The organism is Pseudomonas sp. GW822-FHT02G04, assembly GCF_058802085.1.
Genome location: NZ_JBXANU010000020.1, coordinates 1 through 17,118, shown reverse-complemented (window position 1 = coordinate 17,118; position 17,118 = coordinate 1). Strand labels below are relative to the sequence as shown.

General features: G+C 58.8%; 16 protein-coding genes. 8 read left to right on the top strand and 8 right to left on the bottom strand.

Annotation, left to right across the window (positions count from 1 at the left end; all coding sequences use genetic code 11):
- Position 1: 1 nt before the first annotated feature.
- The 8 genes from rseP to rpsB all read right to left on the bottom strand — a co-directional run bounded on the left by rseP (position 2) and on the right by rpsB (position 7,469).
- On the bottom strand, positions 2 to 1,354 hold the full coding sequence (gene rseP, locus AC1RO5_RS21935; protein ID WP_493177604.1) for a sigma E protease regulator RseP: 1,353 nt from the start codon (positions 1,352 to 1,354) through the stop codon (positions 2 to 4).
- A gap of 52 nt (positions 1,355 to 1,406) precedes the next feature.
- Positions 1,407 to 2,597, bottom strand: a complete 1,191-nt coding sequence (gene ispC / locus AC1RO5_RS21930; protein ID WP_493177603.1) for a 1-deoxy-D-xylulose-5-phosphate reductoisomerase — start codon at positions 2,595 to 2,597, stop codon at positions 1,407 to 1,409.
- Positions 2,594 to 3,400, bottom strand: coding sequence for a phosphatidate cytidylyltransferase (locus AC1RO5_RS21925; protein WP_493177601.1), 807 nt, complete (start codon positions 3,398 to 3,400; stop codon positions 2,594 to 2,596). Before AC1RO5_RS21925 ends, ispC begins: the two co-directional genes overlap by 4 nt.
- Positions 3,400 to 4,155, bottom strand: coding sequence for a polyprenyl diphosphate synthase (uppS, locus tag AC1RO5_RS21920; protein ID WP_018927017.1), 756 nt, complete (start codon positions 4,153 to 4,155; stop codon positions 3,400 to 3,402). Before uppS ends, AC1RO5_RS21925 begins: the two co-directional genes overlap by 1 nt.
- Before the next feature lie 14 nt (positions 4,156 to 4,169).
- Positions 4,170 to 4,727, bottom strand: a complete 558-nt coding sequence (frr, locus tag AC1RO5_RS21915; protein WP_007940501.1) for a ribosome recycling factor — start codon at positions 4,725 to 4,727, stop codon at positions 4,170 to 4,172.
- Positions 4,724 to 5,467, bottom strand: a complete 744-nt coding sequence (gene pyrH, locus AC1RO5_RS21910) for a UMP kinase (protein ID WP_003198235.1) — start codon at positions 5,465 to 5,467, stop codon at positions 4,724 to 4,726. Before pyrH ends, frr begins: the two co-directional genes overlap by 4 nt.
- Before the next feature lie 210 nt (positions 5,468 to 5,677).
- Entirely contained in the window at positions 5,678 to 6,541 is an 864-nt protein-coding gene (gene tsf / locus AC1RO5_RS21905; RefSeq protein ID WP_493177598.1) for a translation elongation factor Ts, read from the bottom strand.
- A gap of 190 nt (positions 6,542 to 6,731) precedes the next feature.
- Complete coding sequence (gene rpsB / locus AC1RO5_RS21900) at positions 6,732 to 7,469, bottom strand: 30S ribosomal protein S2 (RefSeq protein WP_018927019.1); 738 nt, start codon at positions 7,467 to 7,469, stop codon at positions 6,732 to 6,734.
- Between the two features lie 373 nt (positions 7,470 to 7,842).
- Here rpsB and map point away from each other — a divergent pair, with 373 nt between their 5' ends.
- The 8 genes from map (at position 7,843) to AC1RO5_RS21860 (ending at position 17,047) form a co-directional block, all read left to right on the top strand.
- Positions 7,843 to 8,625 (top strand): type I methionyl aminopeptidase, encoded by a 783-nt coding sequence (gene map / locus AC1RO5_RS21895; protein WP_018927020.1) that lies wholly within the window; start codon positions 7,843 to 7,845, stop codon positions 8,623 to 8,625.
- A 45-nt stretch (positions 8,626 to 8,670) separates the two neighbouring features.
- The gene (locus tag AC1RO5_RS21890) at positions 8,671 to 11,373 is read left to right on the top strand and encodes a [protein-PII] uridylyltransferase (RefSeq protein ID WP_493177597.1); all 2,703 of its coding nucleotides are present in this window, start codon (positions 8,671 to 8,673) and stop codon (positions 11,371 to 11,373) included.
- Between the two features lie 159 nt (positions 11,374 to 11,532).
- Positions 11,533 to 12,732: a succinyldiaminopimelate transaminase gene (gene dapC / locus AC1RO5_RS21885; RefSeq protein ID WP_019647804.1), complete on the top strand. Its 1,200-nt coding sequence runs from the start codon at positions 11,533 to 11,535 to the stop codon at positions 12,730 to 12,732.
- 163 nt (positions 12,733 to 12,895) lie between these two features.
- Complete coding sequence (locus tag AC1RO5_RS21880) at positions 12,896 to 13,627, top strand: M12 family metallopeptidase (protein WP_493177595.1); 732 nt, start codon at positions 12,896 to 12,898, stop codon at positions 13,625 to 13,627.
- Between the two features lie 291 nt (positions 13,628 to 13,918).
- Entirely contained in the window at positions 13,919 to 14,281 is a 363-nt protein-coding gene (locus AC1RO5_RS21875; RefSeq protein WP_064620065.1) for an ArsC family reductase, read from the top strand.
- Positions 14,282 to 14,314: 33 nt separating this feature from the next.
- Entirely contained in the window at positions 14,315 to 15,349 is a 1,035-nt protein-coding gene (gene dapD, locus AC1RO5_RS21870; RefSeq protein ID WP_305410041.1) for a 2,3,4,5-tetrahydropyridine-2,6-dicarboxylate N-succinyltransferase, read from the top strand.
- Positions 15,350 to 15,440: 91 nt separating this feature from the next.
- Positions 15,441 to 16,646, top strand: a complete 1,206-nt coding sequence (locus AC1RO5_RS21865) for an aminotransferase class V-fold PLP-dependent enzyme (protein ID WP_493177593.1) — start codon at positions 15,441 to 15,443, stop codon at positions 16,644 to 16,646.
- Positions 16,643 to 17,047, top strand: coding sequence for a SufE family protein (locus tag AC1RO5_RS21860; RefSeq protein ID WP_493177591.1), 405 nt, complete (start codon positions 16,643 to 16,645; stop codon positions 17,045 to 17,047). Before AC1RO5_RS21865 ends, AC1RO5_RS21860 begins: the two co-directional genes overlap by 4 nt.
- Positions 17,048 to 17,118 lie beyond the last annotated feature (71 nt).

Below are 17,118 nucleotides of genomic sequence, written 5' to 3'. Positions count from 1 at the left end.
GTTACAGTCGACCCAGATCATTGACCAGAGCAAGCAACATCACCCCGACCACCAAACTGATACCGATCTGTATCCCCCAACCTTGCACCCGATCCGACAAGGGACGACCACGCGCCCACTCGATCAGATAAAACAACAAATGCCCCCCATCCAGTACAGGAATGGGCAGCAAATTCAGAACACCCAGGCTAATACTCAGATAAGCAAGGAAATTCAGGAAATCAGCGACGCCCGACTGGGCAGAAGCGCCCGCCACTTTAGCAATGGTTATCGGTCCACTCAAGTTTTTTACCGAGAGCTCGCCGAACAACATTTTCTTGAGCGAGTCGAGGGTCAGTACGCTCATGGTCCAGGTGCGTCGGGCACCCTCCCCAATCGCGGCCACCGGACCGTAACTGACTTCACGAATCATCTCTGGTGGCCAATCGACCGCTTTCACCCCTGCGCCCAGATAGCCACTGGGTGCCTTGCTCTCGCCGCGCGTGGCCAGCGTCACAGGGACGTCGATTTGAACACCGTCGCGCTCAACGCGCAGCATGATTTTGGTATCCGGATGCAAACGGACGATGTCGACTACTTGCTGCCAGTCATCCAGTGCCTTGCCATCAAGGGCCAACAGGCGGTCACCGGCCTTCAGACCCGCAGCCTTCGCTGGCCCTTTCGGATCAATTTCGGCCAGCACCGGCGGCAATGCCGGACGCCAGGGGCGAATACCCAGCGAGTGAATAGGATCCGGTTCGTTAGCACCCTTGAGCCACTTGTCCAGCACCAGCTCACGAGGCGAATCCACGGTGGAGCCCTGTTCGCGGACCAGCACTTGAAGGGAACCGCTCTCGCCCAGGCGGCGGACCAGTTGCAGGTTCACCGCAGCCCAGCCGGAAGTTGGCTCGCCATCGATGGCAATAATTTCCTGCCCCGGGCTCAAACCTGCCCTGGAGGCGATACTGCCGGATTCGACCGCGCCGATAACCGGGCGCACCTGCTCGCTGCCCAGCATTGCCAATGCCCAGAAAAACACCATCGCCAATAGAAAGTTGGCAATCGGACCGGCCGCCACGATGGCAATACGCTGACGGACGGACTTGCGATTGAAGGCGTGATCGAGCTGATCGGCCGGAACCTCGCCTTCGCGCTCGTCGAGCATTTTCACGTAGCCACCCAGCGGGATGGCGGCAACCACGAATTCAGTGCCTTTGCTATCGTGCCAGCGCAGCAGCGGCATGCCGAAGCCCACGGAGAAACGCAGCACTTTGACCCCACAGCGACGTGCGACCCAGAAATGGCCGAATTCGTGGAAGGTGACCAGCACGCCCAGCGCTACCAGGGTGCCGACTATCATATAGAGCGCGCTCATCTACTTTCTCCGCAATCCTATCGGTGCTGCATGGGCCAACGTATTGCAGCACTTATCGCCCGTGACGACTCAACCATTGCCCGGCCAGTACCCGTGCTTTCGCATCGGCCGTAAACACTGCCTCGAGATCATCAACCGCAACCACAGGCTCGAGATTCAATACTTCCTCGATAATACTCGCGATCTCCAGATAGCGAACCCGTCCGTCGAGAAAGGCCGCCACAGCCACTTCATTCGCGGCATTGAGCATGGCCGGCGCGCTGTTACCCGCCTCGGCGGCTTGACGCGCAAGGCGCAGGCAAGGGAAACGCTCTTCATCGGGTGCCTGGAAATCCAGGCGAGCGATGGCGAACAGGTCCAACGGCGCAACACCCGAGTCGATCCGCTCTGGCCAGGCCAGGGCATTGGCAATCGGTGTGCGCATATCCGGATTGCCCAACTGCGCCAGCACCGAACCATCGATATAGTCGACCAGCGAATGAATCACGCTTTGCGGGTGAATCACCACTTCGACCTGAGAGGGCGTAGCGTCGAACAGCCAGCAGGCCTCGATCAGCTCGAGCCCCTTGTTCATCATGCTGGCCGAATCCACCGAAATCTTGCGCCCCATGGACCAATTCGGGTGAGCACACGCTTGCTCGGGGGTAACATGCGCCAGTTCGGCCAGGGGCGTCTGTCGGAACGGGCCACCAGAGGCTGTCAGTAAAATCCGGCGTACACCAACCGAGCCCAAACCACGGGAGAAATCCTGCGGCATGCACTGGAAAATCGCATTGTGTTCGCTGTCGATCGGCAGCAGTACCGAACCGCTTTTACGCACGGCCTGCATGAACAGCGCACCGGACATCACCAGCGCTTCTTTATTGGCCAAAAGAATCTTTTTGCCAGCCTCGACCGCCGCCAGGGTCGGACGCAAACCCGCCGCCCCGACGATCGCCGCCATCACCGCATCGACTTCTGGATCCGAGGCGATCTGACACAAGCCCTCCTCTCCCACCAGAACACGGGTCGACAGGCCAGCCGCATGCAATTCGTCCTGCAAGCCTCGGGCAGCGCCAGATTCCGGCACTACCGCGAAACGTGGCGCATGACGCACGCACAGCGCCAGCAACTCACTCAAACGAGTGAAACCGCTCAAGGCGAATACCTGATAGCGCTCGGGATGACGGGCAATGACGTCGAGAGTGCTCAGACCAATCGAGCCGGTCGCCCCCAGCACGGTAATCTGTTGTGGGCGACTCACGATGCCGCCATCCACAGCAGCACGGCGAACACCGGAATCGCCGCTGTCAGACTGTCGATGCGGTCCAGCACACCGCCGTGCCCCGGCAGCAGATTACTGCTGTCCTTGATCCCCGACTGGCGCTTGAACATGCTCTCGGTGAGGTCGCCCACCACCGAAATGAACACGATGATCGCGGCACCGAACAGGCCCATCAGCATCTGAGCGAAACTCCAGTCCCGCGCAAAGCCGACGATTGCCGTGATCACCAGGCTCAGCAGCAAGCCGCCGTACACGCCCTCCCAGCTCTTGCCAGGGCTGACCTGTGGTGCCAGCTTGCGCTTGCCGAAGGCTCGGCCGGAAAAGTACGCACCGATATCGGCGCCCCAGACCAGCACCATCACGGCCATGATCAGCCAGTTGCCCAAGGGCTCCTGTTTGATCAGGATCAGACCTTGCCAGGCAGGCAACAGAATCAACAAACCGATCGCCAGTTTGCAGGCGGCGCTGGCCCAGTGCTCGCTGGACCGTGGATAAGTCAGCACCAGATAGGTGGCCACACCCCACCAGAGCACCGAGGCGCCCAGCACCCAAGGCGCGAGCCCCGGCAGGATGTGCATGACAAACAGCATCAGCGCAACCACCGCCGCAAAAGCAACACGGATCGCCTGGGCAGCAAAACCTGCCAGGCGTGCCCATTCCCATGCCCCCAGCGTCACCACCAGCCCGATGAACAGCGCAAAACCGGACCCTTCAAGCAGGAAAAACCCGCACAGGGCAATCGGCAGCAGAATCAGTGCCGTGATGATTCGTTGTTTAAGCATTAAACCCGGGCTCCAGACTCGACCTGCTCGCTCGTTTTACCGAAGCGACGCTGGCGAGAAGCGAAATCAGCCAGCGCATTGCGCATGGCGTCGTGTTTGAAGTCCGGCCAGAACAGGTCGGAGAAGTACAACTCGGCGTAAGCCAGTTGCCACAGCAGGAAGTTACTGATGCGATGCTCGCCGCCGGTACGGATGCACAAGTCCGGCAACGGCAGATCGCCGGTCGCCAGACAGGTTTGCAACAGCTCGGGAGTGATGTCTTCCGGGCGCAGATGCCCGGCCTGAACTTCGCGCGCCAGACGTTGCGCGGCTTGCGCGATGTCCCACTGACCACCGTAGTTGGCGGCGATCTGCAGGATAAAGCGGTTGACGCCAGCGGTCATCGCCTCGGCTTCACGCATGGCAGCTTGAAGCTCCGGATGAAAACGCGAACGGTCGCCGATGATGCGCAAACTGATGTTGTTGTCGTTCAGGCGCTTGGCCTCGCGACGCAGCGCCCTGAAGAACAGATCCATCAAGGCGCTGACCTCATCGGCCGGGCGCTGCCAGTTCTCACTGGAGAATGCAAACAGGGTCAATACCTCAACCCCGGACTCCGCACACACCTCGATGACCGCACGAACAGCATCCACACCCGCTTTATGCCCGGCGACACCCGGCATAAAGCGCTTTTTCGCCCAACGATTATTACCATCCATGATGATCGCGACATGGCGCGGCACCGCGGACGGCGCAGTCTGCTTGGTCTTGTCCATTTGAAACTCGACCCTTATACGGCCATCAGGTCTTTTTCTTTTTCCGCCAACTTAGCGTCGATTTCAGCCACGAATTTCTTGGTCAGATCGTCGATCTCGCCAGTGGCACGACGCTCCTCGTCTTCGCTGATTTCCTTTTCCTTGACCAGGTCCTTCAGCGAGCTGTTTGCATCGCGACGGATGTTGCGCACGGCAACACGGGCATCCTCAGCTACATCACGAGCCTGCTTGGTGAAGCCCCGACGGGTTTCTTCGGTCAGGGCTGGCATGGAGATCAGCAGCAACTCACCCAGGTTGGTCGGGTTGAGGTTCAGGCCAGCGCTACCGATGGCCTTGTCGACAGCGCCCAACATGTTGCGCTCGAAGGCAACGACTTGCAGGGTACGGGCGTCTTTAACGGTAATGTTCGCCACTTGCTTGATCGGAGTATCGGCGCCGTAGTACGGAACCATCACGCCTTCCAGAATGCTTGGGTGCGCCTGGCCGGTACGGATACGGCCGAAGTTGTGCGCCAGCGATTCTACGGATTTCTGCATGCGCTCTTTAGCGTCTTTCTTGATTTCGTTGATCATTGTTGAACTTCCTCGATCAGGGTTCCTTCAGCGCCGCCATGTACGATATTCAACAGGGCACCGGGTTTGTTCATATTAAACACGCGCAGCGGCATCTTGTGGTCGCGACACAGGCAAATGGCCGTCAGATCCATCACACCCAGCTTGCGATCCAGCACTTCATCGTAGGTCAGATGATCGAACTTCTCGGCATGCGGGTCTTTGAACGGGTCAGCGGTGTAGACGCCATCAACCTTCGTTGCCTTGAGCACCACATCGGCATCGATTTCGATTGCGCGCAGGCAGGCAGCCGAGTCCGTAGTGAAGAACGGGTTGCCAGTACCGGCCGCGAAAATCACGACTTCCTTGGAGTTCAGGTGGCGCATGGCTTTGCGGCGATCATAGTGATCAGTCACGCCAACCATGGAAATGGCCGACATCACGATGGCCGAGATATTGGCACGTTCCAGCGCATCGCGCATCGCCAGGGCGTTCATCACAGTGGCCAGCATGCCCATGTGGTCGCCAGTGACCCGATCCATGCCGGCCGCGCTGAGCGCTGCGCCGCGGAACAGGTTACCCCCGCCGATCACCAGACCGACCTGAACACCGATGCCAACCAGCTGGCCAACTTCCAGTGCCATGCGATCCAGAACTTTCGGATCGATCCCGAACTCTTCCGAGCCCATCAGGGCCTCGCCGCTAAGCTTGAGTAGAATGCGTTTATAGCGAGCCTGATAACCACTGCCCTGCTGAGCCATTGCGAATCTCTCCTGCGGCGTATTTTAAAAATTCTTTGCGAGCTGTTTACAGCTGGCGTTCACTCTAGCTTGGCGCTGCTTCAGCGCCATCGGAACATGGCTTTGTAAGCCAGTTCCAAAAGGAAACCAAATGAAATTGGCAACCCCATCTGAAAAGAGGCTGCGCGCGTAAGCGGGCAGCCTCTTCAGGGCGACAGTTAAAAAACCGTCTTATTGCTTGCTGGCAGCCAGCTGGGCAGCAACTTCTTCTGCGAAGTTGTCTACTGGCTTCTCGATGCCTTCGCCCACTTTGAAGTAGGTGAAAGAAACGATTTCAGCACCGGCTTTCTTGGCCAGGTCGCCGACCTTGATTTCAGGGTTCTTGACGAACGCCTGCTCAACCAGGCTCGCTTCAGCCAGGAACTTGCTGATACGGCCCTTGACCATGTTTTCAACGATGTTTTCTGGCTTGCCGGCGATCTTGTCAGCGTTGAGGGTCAGGAACACGCCCTTCTCGCGCTCGATCGCTTCAGCGGAAACTTCCGACGGCAGCAGGAATTCAGGGTTGGTAGCCGCTACGTGCATAGCGATGTCTTTGGCCAGCTCAACGTCGCCGCCCTTGAGAACAACCGCAACACCGATCTTGTTGCCGTGCAGGTAACCACCAACAACATCGCCTTCAACGCGAGCCAGGCGACGAATGTTGACGTTTTCGCCAACCTTGCCGACCAGTACCAGGCGATCGGCTTCTTGAGTTTCGATCAGCGGAGCGACGTCAGTCAGCTTGTCAGCGAACGCTTTTTCAATGCTGGCAGCGACAAATGCCTTGAAATCGTCCTGCAGAGCCAGGAAGTCGGTCTGCGAGTTCACTTCCAGCAGGACGGCGGATTTACCGTCTTCCTTGAGAGCGATTGCGCCTTCAGCGGCAACGTTGCCAGCTTTTTTGGCAGCCTTGATGGCGCCCGAAGCGCGCATGTCATCAATGGCTTTTTCGATGTCGCCGCCAGCCTTGGTCAAGGCCTTTTTGCAGTCCATCATGCCTTCGCCGGTACGCTCGCGCAGTTCTTTGACCAACGCTGCAGTAATCTCTGCCATTTTCAAATTCCTCTTGGATAGGTTTTCAACCATTCCACCCGATCGAACGGGCGATCAATTCTTCCCGAACCACCCTTGTTAGCTGCCGCACGTTACAGATAAAGCAGTGGGCGCCGACAAATGGTTTTCGAGGTGGCAAAAAGGGGGCCAAGCCCCCTTTTTGCTTACTGAGTCAACGCCAGGGCGTCAATTACTCAGCTGCAGCCTGAGTTTCTTCAGCTACGAACTCTACAGTGCCGCCAGCAACATTGTTGCGACCACGGATAACAGCGTCAGCCATCGAACCCATGTACAGCTGGATAGCGCGGATTGCGTCATCGTTGCCTGGGATGATGTAGTCAACGCCTTCCGGGCTGCTGTTGGTATCGACTACGCCGATAACCGGGATGCCCAGCTTGTTGGCTTCGGTGATCGCGATGCGCTCGTGATCAACGTCGATAACGAACAGAGCGTCTGGCAAACCGCCCATGTCCTTGATACCACCCAGGGAACGATCCAGCTTCTCAAGATCGCGAGTGCGCATCAGCGCTTCTTTCTTGGTCAGCTTGGCGAAAGTACCGTCTTCGGCTTGCACTTCAAGGTCACGCAGACGCTTGATGGAAGCACGGATGGTTTTGAAGTTGGTCAGCATGCCGCCCAACCAGCGGTGATCGACGTACGGCGAACCGCAACGTGCTGCTTCTTCAGCAACGATCTTGCCAGCGGAACGCTTGGTGCCGACGAACAGAATCTTGTTTTTGCCCTGGGCCAGACGCTCTACGAAAGTCAGAGCTTCGTTGAACATTGGCAGGGTTTTTTCAAGGTTGATGATGTGAATCTTGTTACGCGCGCCGAAAATGTACTTACCCATTTTCGGATTCCAGTAACGGGTTTGGTGACCGAAGTGCACACCGGCCTTCAGCATATCGCGCATGTTGACTTGGGACATGATAGTTCCTTAATAAGTCGGGTTTGGCCTCCACGTATCCCAATGACCAACCAGCAGCATCAGCTGAAGGCACCCAGGTCATCGTGTCGACACGTGTGTGGATTTAAGCTTTTCAGGGTATCCCCGGAAAGCGGCGCATTTTATATCACAAGGCCGGAAAAAACGGAACCCGGATTCTGAAAACCTGGCGAATGCTTTTGATCCCGCCCTTGGAATCCCCCAAGAATGCGCCATCCTGTAGAGAGAAGCGATGCACAGAAGCTCAGATTTGCCCTGATCGTCTGGTAGAATCGCGTTTTTCAGGGCCGCGACGATCGTTCGCGCAGTGCCCATTTCGTTTTAGAAGGCGCCATTGAGCGCAGAGAGAGCCTGTATGACCGTCACCCTCAAAACCCCAGAGGACATCGCAAAAATGCGGATCGCCGGCAAATTGGCCGCCGATGTGCTGGAAATGATTGCCGATTATGTCAAACCGGGCGTTACCACCGAAGAGCTGGACCGCATCTGCCACGACTACATCGTCAACGAGCAGAAAGCCATTCCTGCCCCGCTCAACTACAAAGGCTTTCCGAAGTCGATCTGCACCTCGATCAACCACGTGGTCTGCCACGGCATCCCGAACGAGAAGCCGTTGAAGGATGGCGACACGCTGAACATCGACGTCACAGTGATCAAGGACGGCTACCACGGCGACACCAGCCGTATGTTCCACGTCGGCACCGTACCAGTCTGGGCCGAGCGCCTGTCCCAGGTGACTCAGGAATGCATGTACAAGGCCATCGAACTGGTCAAACCTGGCTGCCGCCTGGGCGATATCGGCGAAGTGATCCAGAAGCACGCCGAAAAGAACGGTTTCTCGGTGGTTCGCGAGTTCTGCGGCCATGGCATCGGCAAGGTGTTCCACGAAGAACCGCAGATCCTGCACTACGGCCGCGCCGGTACCGGCATGGAACTGAAAGCCGGCATGACCTTCACCATCGAGCCGATGATCAACCAGGGCAAGGCCGACACCAAGGTGCTGGGCGATGGCTGGACTGCGATCACCAAGGACCGCAAGTTGTCGGCGCAATGGGAGCACACCCTGCTGGTGACCGATACCGGCTACGAGATCTTCACCCTGCGCAGCGACGACACCATCCCGCGCGTTTCGGCCTGATCCCGCACGTTCCGTTCCCAGCCTTATAGAAAGGAAAGCCAATCGATGCCGCAGGTGGATCCCGAACTCTTCGACCGCGGCCAGTTCCAGGCTGAACTGGCCCTGAAGGCAAGCCCTATCGCTGCTTTCAAGAAGGCGATCCGTCAGGCCCGCGAAGTGCTCGACGAGCGGTTTCGCGCCGGTCGGGAGATTCGCCGGTTGATCGAGGATCGTGCCTGGTTCGTCGATAACATCCTGCAAAAGGCCTGGGAACAGTTCAGCTTGAGTTCTGAAGCCGACATCGCGCTGGTCGCGGTCGGCGGCTACGGTCGTGGCGAGTTGCACCCCTACTCCGACATCGACCTGCTGATCTTGCTGGACGGCGCCGATCACGAAATTTTCCGTGATTCCATCGAGCGTTTTCTGACGTTGCTGTGGGACATTGGCCTGGAAGTCGGCCAGAGCGTTCGCTCGGTGGACGAATGCGCCGAGGAAGCCCGCGCCGACCTGACGGTGATCACCAACCTGATGGAAAGCCGCACCATTGCCGGCCCCGAGCGTCTCCGTCAGCGCATGCTGGACGTGACCAGCACCGCGCACATGTGGCCCAGCAAGGAGTTCTTCCTGGCCAAACGCGCCGAGCAGAAAGCCCGTCACCACAAGTACAACGACACCGAGTACAACCTGGAACCTAACGTCAAAGGCTCGCCCGGCGGCCTGCGGGATATCCAGACGATTCTGTGGGTCGCCCGTCGTGAGTACGGCACCCTGAACCTGCGGGCCCTGGCGGGTGAAGGTTTCCTGGTGGAGAGCGAAAACGCCCTGCTGGCTTCGTCCCAGGAATTTCTGTGGAAAGTGCGTTACGCGCTGCACATGCTCGCCGGCCGCTCTGAAGACCGCCTGCTGTTCGACCACCAGCGCACGATTGCCGGGCTGCTGGGTTTCGTCGGCAATGACGCCAAGCACGCCATCGAAAACTTCATGCAGCAGTACTACCGGGTGGTCATGAGCATTGCCCAGCTCAGCGACCTGATCATTCAGCACTTCGAAGAAGTGATCCTGGCCCCCGAAGACGAAGCACCGCCGCTGCCGATCAACTCGCGATTCCAGCTGCACGACGGCTACATCGAGGCGCGTAACAACAATGTGTTCCGTCGCACGCCGTTCGCCATGCTCGAGATCTTCGTGCTGATGGCCCAACAGCCGGAAATCAAAGGCGTACGCGCCGATACCATCCGCCTGCTGCGCGAGAACCGTCATCTGATCGACGACGACTTCCGCAACGATATTCGCAACACCAGCCTGTTCATCGAATTGTTCAAGTGCAAGATCGGCATCCACCGCAACCTGCGGCGAATGAACCGTTACGGCATCCTTGGGCGTTATCTGCCGGAGTTCGGCTTTATTGTCGGGCAGATGCAGCACGACCTGTTTCACATCTATACGGTCGATGCGCACACACTGAACCTGATCAAGCACCTGCGTAAGTTGCAGTACACCCAGGTGTCGGAAAAATTTCCGCTGGCCAGCAAGCTCATGGCCAAACTGCCCAAGCCGGAGTTGATTTACCTGGCCGGCCTGTACCACGACATCGGCAAGGGCCGGCATGGCGACCACTCGGAAATCGGCGCAGTGGATGCCGAAACCTTTTGCCAACGCCATCAGTTGCCGATCTGGGACAGTCGCCTGATCGTCTGGCTGGTGCAAAACCATCTCGTAATGTCGACCACCGCCCAGCGCAAGGACTTGTCCGACCCGCATGTGATCCACGATTTCGCGCAGATCGTCAGCGATGAAACCCGCCTCGATTATCTGTATGTGCTGACCGTTGCCGACATCAACGCGACCAACCCGACGCTGTGGAACTCCTGGCGCGCTAGCCTGTTGCGCCAGCTCTACACCGAGACCAAGCGCGCCTTGCGTCGCGGCCTGGAAAACCCGGTGGATCGCGAAGAGCAGATCCGCCAGACCCAAAGCGCGGCGCTGGACATTCTGGTACGTGGCGGCACCGACCCGGATGACGTGGAACAGTTGTGGGCACAACTGGGCGATGACTACTTCCTGCGTCACACAGCCGGCGACGTGGCCTGGCACACTGATGCAATCTTGCAGCAGCCGGCCGACGGCGGCCCGCTGGTGCTAATCAAGGAAACCACCCAGCGCGAGTTCGAGGGCGGTACGCAGATCTTCATTTATGCGCCGGACCAGCACGACTTCTTCGCCGTGACCGTGGCGGCGATGGACCAGCTCAACCTGAACATTCACGACGCCCGGGTCATCACCTCCAGCAGCCAGTTCACCCTCGACACCTATATCGTGCTCGACACCGATGGCGACTCGATTGGCGACAACCCGGCGCGGGTCAAGCAGATCCGCGAAGGCCTGACCGAAGCCCTGCGCAACCCGGACAACTACCCAACGATTATCCAGCGCCGGGTGCCGCGTCAGCTCAAGCACTTTGCCTTTGCGCCACAGGTGACGATCCACAACGATGCCCAGCGTCCGGTGACCGTGCTGGAACTCAGCGCACCCGACCGTCCTGGGTTGCTGGCGCGGATCGGCACGATCTTCCTCGAGTTCGACCTGTCGCTGCAGAACGCCAAGATCGCCACCTTGGGCGAGCGCGTGGAAGACGTGTTCTTCATCACCGATGCCAACAATCAGCCGTTATCCGACCCGCTGCTGTGCAGCCGTTTGCAGGATGCAATCGTCGAACAGCTGAGCGTCAACCAGGAACCCGATATCAAACATTCGCACATCCGCATCTGAATTAACCCAATCCCCCTGTGGGAGCGGGCTTGTGTGGCGAGGGAGCTTGCTCCCGCTGGGTCGCGAAGCGGCCCCAAAAGCTTTGCGACTGCTGCGCAGTCGAACGGGAGCAAGCTCCCTCGCCCACACAGGCCCGCTCCCACATTGAACGAGGCCCCCATGAACAACGCTCTGAACCAGTTGCAGCCCTACCCGTTCGAAAAGCTCCGCGCCCTGCTCGGCAGCGTCACGCCAAACCCGGACAAGCGCGCCATCGCGTTGTCCATCGGCGAACCGAAGCACCGCTCGCCAAGCTTTGTCGCCGAAGCCCTGGCAAGCAATCTGGATCAGATGGCCGTGTACCCGACCACCCTCGGCATCCCGGCCCTGCGTGAAGCGATCGCCGCATGGTGCGAACGCCGTTTCAGCGTTCCAAATGGCTGGCTCGACCCCGCGCGCAACGTGCTGCCGGTCAACGGCACCCGCGAAGCGTTGTTCGCATTCACCCAGACCGTGGTCAACCGTGGTGAAGACGCGCTGGTGGTCAGCCCGAACCCGTTCTATCAGATCTACGAAGGCGCGGCGTTCCTGGCCGGAGCCAAGCCGCATTACCTGCCATGCCTTGACGAAAACGGCTTCAACCCGGATTTCGACGCTGTTTCGCCAGACATCTGGAAGCGTTGCCAGATCCTGTTCCTGTGCTCGCCGGGCAACCCGACCGGCGCGTTGATCCCGGTTGAAACCCTGAAAAAACTGATCGCCCTGGCCGACGAATACGACTTCGTGATCGCCGCTGACGAGTGCTACAGCGAACTGTACTTCGACGAACAAACCCCGCCACCGGGCCTGCTGAGTGCCTGCGTCGAGCTGGGCCGCAAGGACTTCAAACGCTGCGTGGTGTTCCACAGCCTGTCCAAACGCTCCAACTTGCCGGGCCTGCGCTCAGGCTTTGTGGCCGGCGATGCGGACATCCTCAAGGGTTTCCTGCTGTATCGCACCTACCACGGCTGTGCGATGCCGGTTCAAACCCAACTGGCCAGCGTTGCCGCGTGGAACGACGAAGTGCATGTGCGGGCCAACCGTGCGCTGTACCGTGAGAAGTACGATGCGGTATTGGAAATCCTCAGCCCGGTGATGGATGTGCAGCGTCCGGATGGCGGTTTCTATCTGTGGCCGAACGTACAAGGCGACGACGCAGCGTTCTGCCGGGATCTGTTTGCCGAGGAACACGTGACTGTAGTACCAGGCTCCTACCTGTCCCGTGAAGTAGATGGCGTCAACCCGGGCGCCGGGCGTGTGCGGATGGCGCTGGTTGCACCGCTGGCGGAGTGCGTTGAGGCGGCTGAACGGATTCGCGCCTTCATTACCCGCCACAAGTAACGGCTAACGGCCCGCGCCAGGCCATCTGGCGCGGGCATTTTTTATATGAAGTTACACTTCAAATAACTATATACCTCACCCGCTTGCCGACCAGACTTCAGTCTTGTGCGGCGCACTTTGCTGCACCCGACAAACTCTTATCTGAACTTCACGGAAGAAGCTGATGATCAATGACATTTGTGACTGCAGGCTTATGCAGTGGCCAGACGACCAAGCGGCTTATGAGGCTGCCATTAGTGAAAATCCTGCCAACGCAGGTTCCATCACCGGCACTCGCCGTAAACGCTCGGTGGTCAATTACTCGAAACTGTGGGCCAACGGCCGCACGTTGAAAATCGCCTTTATGGATGCGCCCGACGCCGATCATAAAAAGAAGATTATTGCTGCCGCCAGCCAATGGTTACCGTATATCAACCTCAAATTTGATTTCGTCGATGATTTGAAAGGCGATATCCGGATCGCCACCAAGAACGATGACAACAGTTCAATGCTGGGCACCGACGCCCTGTTGATTCATCCTGATCACCCCACCATGAACCTGGGCGTCAAACCCGAACACGAAGACTTCGAAGTGATCGTGATTCACGAATTCGGACATACACTTGGCGCGATGCATGAACACCAGCACCCGCAGGCGAATATTCCCTGGGACAAACCGAAGGTGTATGAGTTTTACCAGAACCGCGAGATGAACCCGCTCACTCGAGAACAAGTCGACAGAAACCTGTTCGCCTCCTTCAACACACTGGATGCGATTTACACCTCTTATGACAAGAATTCGATCATGCACCACCCGGTGGCGAATGCATTGACCTTGGGCAATTGGGAAATCCCGACCAATCGCAAGATCAGTAAGAAAGACAAGCACTTGATGAAACTACTCTATCCAAAATAGACAACCGCCCCCAAGACTTCCCCCGGCACGTCATCACCGATCTGGTGATGACCGCAGCGCTTTCAAGCTTGATCGCCGTTGCAGCAAATCAGCGGCGGCTCGTAGGCAATCGACAGCATTGAAGTGCCATATTAGCCGTCTAGAATGCAGGCCGACCGTTGCACCCAAGTCGCCTGGAACAGCGTATGCCCAAGACAAACAGACAAACCCGACCACAGCCGACGCGAAACCGTCCGGTCATGGCATAATCCGTCACCTTTTATTTTCAGCACCTGCAAAGGGGGCAATTCCTTGACCGTTTCAAGCAAAACGTTGCACCTTTTCGGCATCAAAGCCTGCGACACCATGAAAAAGGCGCGCACCTGGCTCGATGAACACGCTGTCGGCTATGACTTCCATGATTACAAAGCGGTCGGAATCGACCGTGAACACCTGACCCAATGGTGCGAGGAGCACGGCTGGCAAGTGGTGTTGAACCGTGCAGGCACGACCTTTCGCAAGCTCGACGACGAACGCAAAGCCGATCTCGATCAGCCGAAAGCCATCGAACTGATGCTCGCACAACCCTCGATGATCAAGCGCCCGGTGCTTGATCTCGGTGACAGAACCCTGATTGGCTTCAAGCCAGATATCTACGCGGCCGCACTCAAGTAAGGCAGCCCGTTCCATTTTGTTAGAGGTATCAACATGTCCACTACCCTGTTCAGCCTGGCCTTTGGTGTCGGCACTCAAAACCGTCAAGGCGCATGGCTGGAAGTGTTTTACGCGCAGCCACTGCTCAACCCTTCGGCCGAACTGGTCGCTGCCATTGCGCCGGTTCTGGGCTACACCGAAGGCAATCAGGCCATCGCCTTCAGCACCGCTCAGGCGTCGCAACTGGCTGAAGCGCTGAAAAGTGTCGATGCTGCTCAGGCTGCACTGCTGACCCGTCTGGCCGAGAGCCACAAGCCGCTGGTTGCCACACTGCTGGCCGAAGACGCGCAACTGAGCTCCACGCCTGAGGCTTACCTCAAGCTGCACCTGCTGTCCCACCGCCTGGTCAAGCCGCACGGCCTGAACCTGGCCGGGATCTTCCCGTTGCTGCCGAACGTAGCCTGGACCAGCCAGGGTGCGATCGATCTGAGCGAGCTGGCCGAGCATCAGCTGGAAGCCCGCCTGCGCGGCGAGCTGCTGGAAGTGTTCTCGGTGGACAAGTTCCCGAAAATGACCGACTACGTGGTTCCGGCCGGCGTGCGTATCGCTGACGCGGCACGTATTCGTCTTGGCGCTTATGTGGGCGAAGGCACCACCGTGATGCACGAAGGTTTCGTCAACTTCAACGCCGGCACCGAAGGCCCGGGCATGATCGAAGGTCGTGTGTCGGCTGGCGTGTTCGTCGGCAAGGGTTCGGACCTGGGCGGCGGCTGCTCGACCATGGGCACCCTGTCGGGCGGCGGCAACATCGTGATCAAGGTTGGCGAAGGCTGCCTGATCGGCGCCAACGCCGGTATCGGCATCCCGTTGGGCGATCGCAACACCGTTGAGTCGGGCCTGTACGTGACGGCCGGTACCAAGGTTGCGCTGCTGGACGAGCACAACAAACTGGTCAAAGTGGTTAAAGCCCGTGAACTGGCCGGTCAACCTGACCTGTTGTTCCGCCGCAATTCGGAAACCGGTGCCGTGGAGTGCAAAACCCACAAATCGGCTATCGAACTGAACGAAGCGCTGCACGCTCACAACTAAGCAGAGCGTCAAACGATCACCTGTGCAGGAGCGAGCTCCGCTCCTACACAGGTCAGGCGTACACCCGCCCATGTCACCAGGGCCGAACAACATGATGATTCCTTCTCCCTGGCGCGCCGATTTTCCGGCCATCGCCGCACTGCAACGGCAAGACCAGACCTACCTGGACAACGCCGCCACCACGCAAAAACCTCAAGCCCTGCTGGATGCCCTGGCGCATTACTACGCCAACGGCGCGGCCAACGTGCATCGGGCGCAACACTTGCCCGGCGCCCATGCCACCCAGGCGTTCGAGGACAGCCGCCGCAAAGTTGCGCAATGGCTGAATGCCGGCGATTGCGGGCAGATTATCTTTACCCACGGTGCGACTTCCGCGCTGAACCTCCTGGCCTATGGCCTGGAACACCTCTTCAATCCAGGCGATGAAATTGTCATCAGCGCTCTGGAGCATCACGCCAATCTGTTGCCGTGGCAGCAACTGGCGCACCGTCGCGACCTGAAACTGGTGATCCTGCCGCTGAATGTCGATGGTTTGATCGACCTGGATGCCGCCGCGCAGTTGATCGGTCCGCGAACCCGTTTGCTGGCAGTCAGCCAGCTGTCCAACGTGCTGGGAGCCTGGCAACCGTTGCCCGCGCTGTTGGCGATGGCCAAGGCACACAACGCGCTGACCGTGGTCGATGGCGCACAAGGCGTGGTTCATGGCCGGCACGACGTGCAGGCACTGGGTTGCGACTTCTATGTGTTTTCCAGCCACAAACTCTACGGCCCCGATGGCTTGGGGGCGCTGTTCGGGCGCAACGAAGCACTGCAACAGCTGCGCCCCTGGCAGTTCGGCGGCGAAATGGTGCTGGATGCCAACTACCACGATGCTCGCTTTCGGTCCGCACCGCTGGGGTTCGAGGCCGGTACGCCGCCGATCGCCAGTGTGATCGGTCTGGGCGCAACGCTGGACTACCTGACCGGGCTGGATCAGGACGCCGTGTCCGCCCACGAAGCGGCGCTGCATGACTATTTACTCAAAGGCCTGGAAGCGCGCAACGGCATTCGCCTGCTGGGCAAACCGCAACTGGCCCTGGCCAGTTTTGTCGTCGAGGGTGTGCATAACTCGGATCTGGCTCACTTGCTGACCGAACAGGGCATCGCCGTGCGCGCGGGTCATCATTGCGCCATGCCGTTGCTCAAAAGCTTTGAACTGGCCGGGGCGATTCGGGTGTCGTTGGCGCTGTACAACGACTCCGAAGACCTTGAGCGCTTTTTCGAAGCACTGGATCAGGCCCTGGAGTTGTTGCGATGACCTTGCCCGTCGATGCCGTTACAGCGCTGGATACGTTTCAGCAGGCGGCGAGCTGGGAACAGCGGGCGCGGTTGCTGATGCAATGGGGCGACCGTCTGCCAGCGTTGAGCGATATGGATAAAGTCGACGCCAACCGCGTGCATGGCTGTGAAAGCCAGGTCTGGCTGGTCGGCACGTTGCAGGACGGACACTGGCAATTCAGCGCCAGCAGCGATGCGCGATTGATTCGCGGGTTGGTGGCGTTGCTGCTGGCGCGGGTCAACGGGTTGTCGGCAGTTGAGTTGCAGCAGGTGGACTTGGCGGACTGGTTTAATCAGTTGGGGCTGGGTCGCCAGTTGTCCCAGTCCCGTAGCAATGGCTTGAATGCGGTGTTACAGCGGATGCGTGAGCTAGCGCACTGATCGTTCCCACGCTCTGCGTCACTAGTGTCCGGTAAAACCTTTTCAGAGCTGAAGGCTGCCTTGGGCAGCCT

Bases quoted from the DNA above. Each gene is read 5' to 3' on its own strand.
- AC1RO5_RS21880 (WP_493177595.1), top strand. From the start codon at position 12,896: ATGATCAATGACATTTGTGACTGCAGGCTTATGCAGTGGCCAGACGAC.
- AC1RO5_RS21925 (WP_493177601.1), bottom strand. From the start codon at position 3,400: ATGCTTAAACAACGAATCATCACGGCACTGATTCTGCTGCCGATTGCC.
- rseP (WP_493177604.1), bottom strand. From the start codon at position 1,354: ATGAGCGCGCTCTATATGATAGTCGGCACCCTGGTAGCGCTGGGCGTG.
- rpsB (WP_018927019.1), bottom strand. From the start codon at position 7,469: ATGTCCCAAGTCAACATGCGCGATATGCTGAAGGCCGGTGTGCACTTC.
- uppS (WP_018927017.1), bottom strand. From the start codon at position 4,155: ATGGACAAGACCAAGCAGACTGCGCCGTCCGCGGTGCCGCGCCATGTC.
- AC1RO5_RS21890 (WP_493177597.1), top strand. From the start codon at position 8,671: ATGCCGCAGGTGGATCCCGAACTCTTCGACCGCGGCCAGTTCCAGGCT.
- pyrH (WP_003198235.1), bottom strand. From the start codon at position 5,467: ATGGCTCAGCAGGGCAGTGGTTATCAGGCTCGCTATAAACGCATTCTA.
- frr (WP_007940501.1), bottom strand. From the start codon at position 4,727: ATGATCAACGAAATCAAGAAAGACGCTAAAGAGCGCATGCAGAAATCC.
- AC1RO5_RS21860 (WP_493177591.1), top strand. From the start codon at position 16,643: ATGACCTTGCCCGTCGATGCCGTTACAGCGCTGGATACGTTTCAGCAG.
- dapD (WP_305410041.1), top strand. From the start codon at position 14,315: ATGTCCACTACCCTGTTCAGCCTGGCCTTTGGTGTCGGCACTCAAAAC.
- AC1RO5_RS21865 (WP_493177593.1), top strand. From the start codon at position 15,441: ATGATGATTCCTTCTCCCTGGCGCGCCGATTTTCCGGCCATCGCCGCA.
- dapC (WP_019647804.1), top strand. From the start codon at position 11,533: ATGAACAACGCTCTGAACCAGTTGCAGCCCTACCCGTTCGAAAAGCTC.
- tsf (WP_493177598.1), bottom strand. From the start codon at position 6,541: ATGGCAGAGATTACTGCAGCGTTGGTCAAAGAACTGCGCGAGCGTACC.
- map (WP_018927020.1), top strand. From the start codon at position 7,843: ATGACCGTCACCCTCAAAACCCCAGAGGACATCGCAAAAATGCGGATC.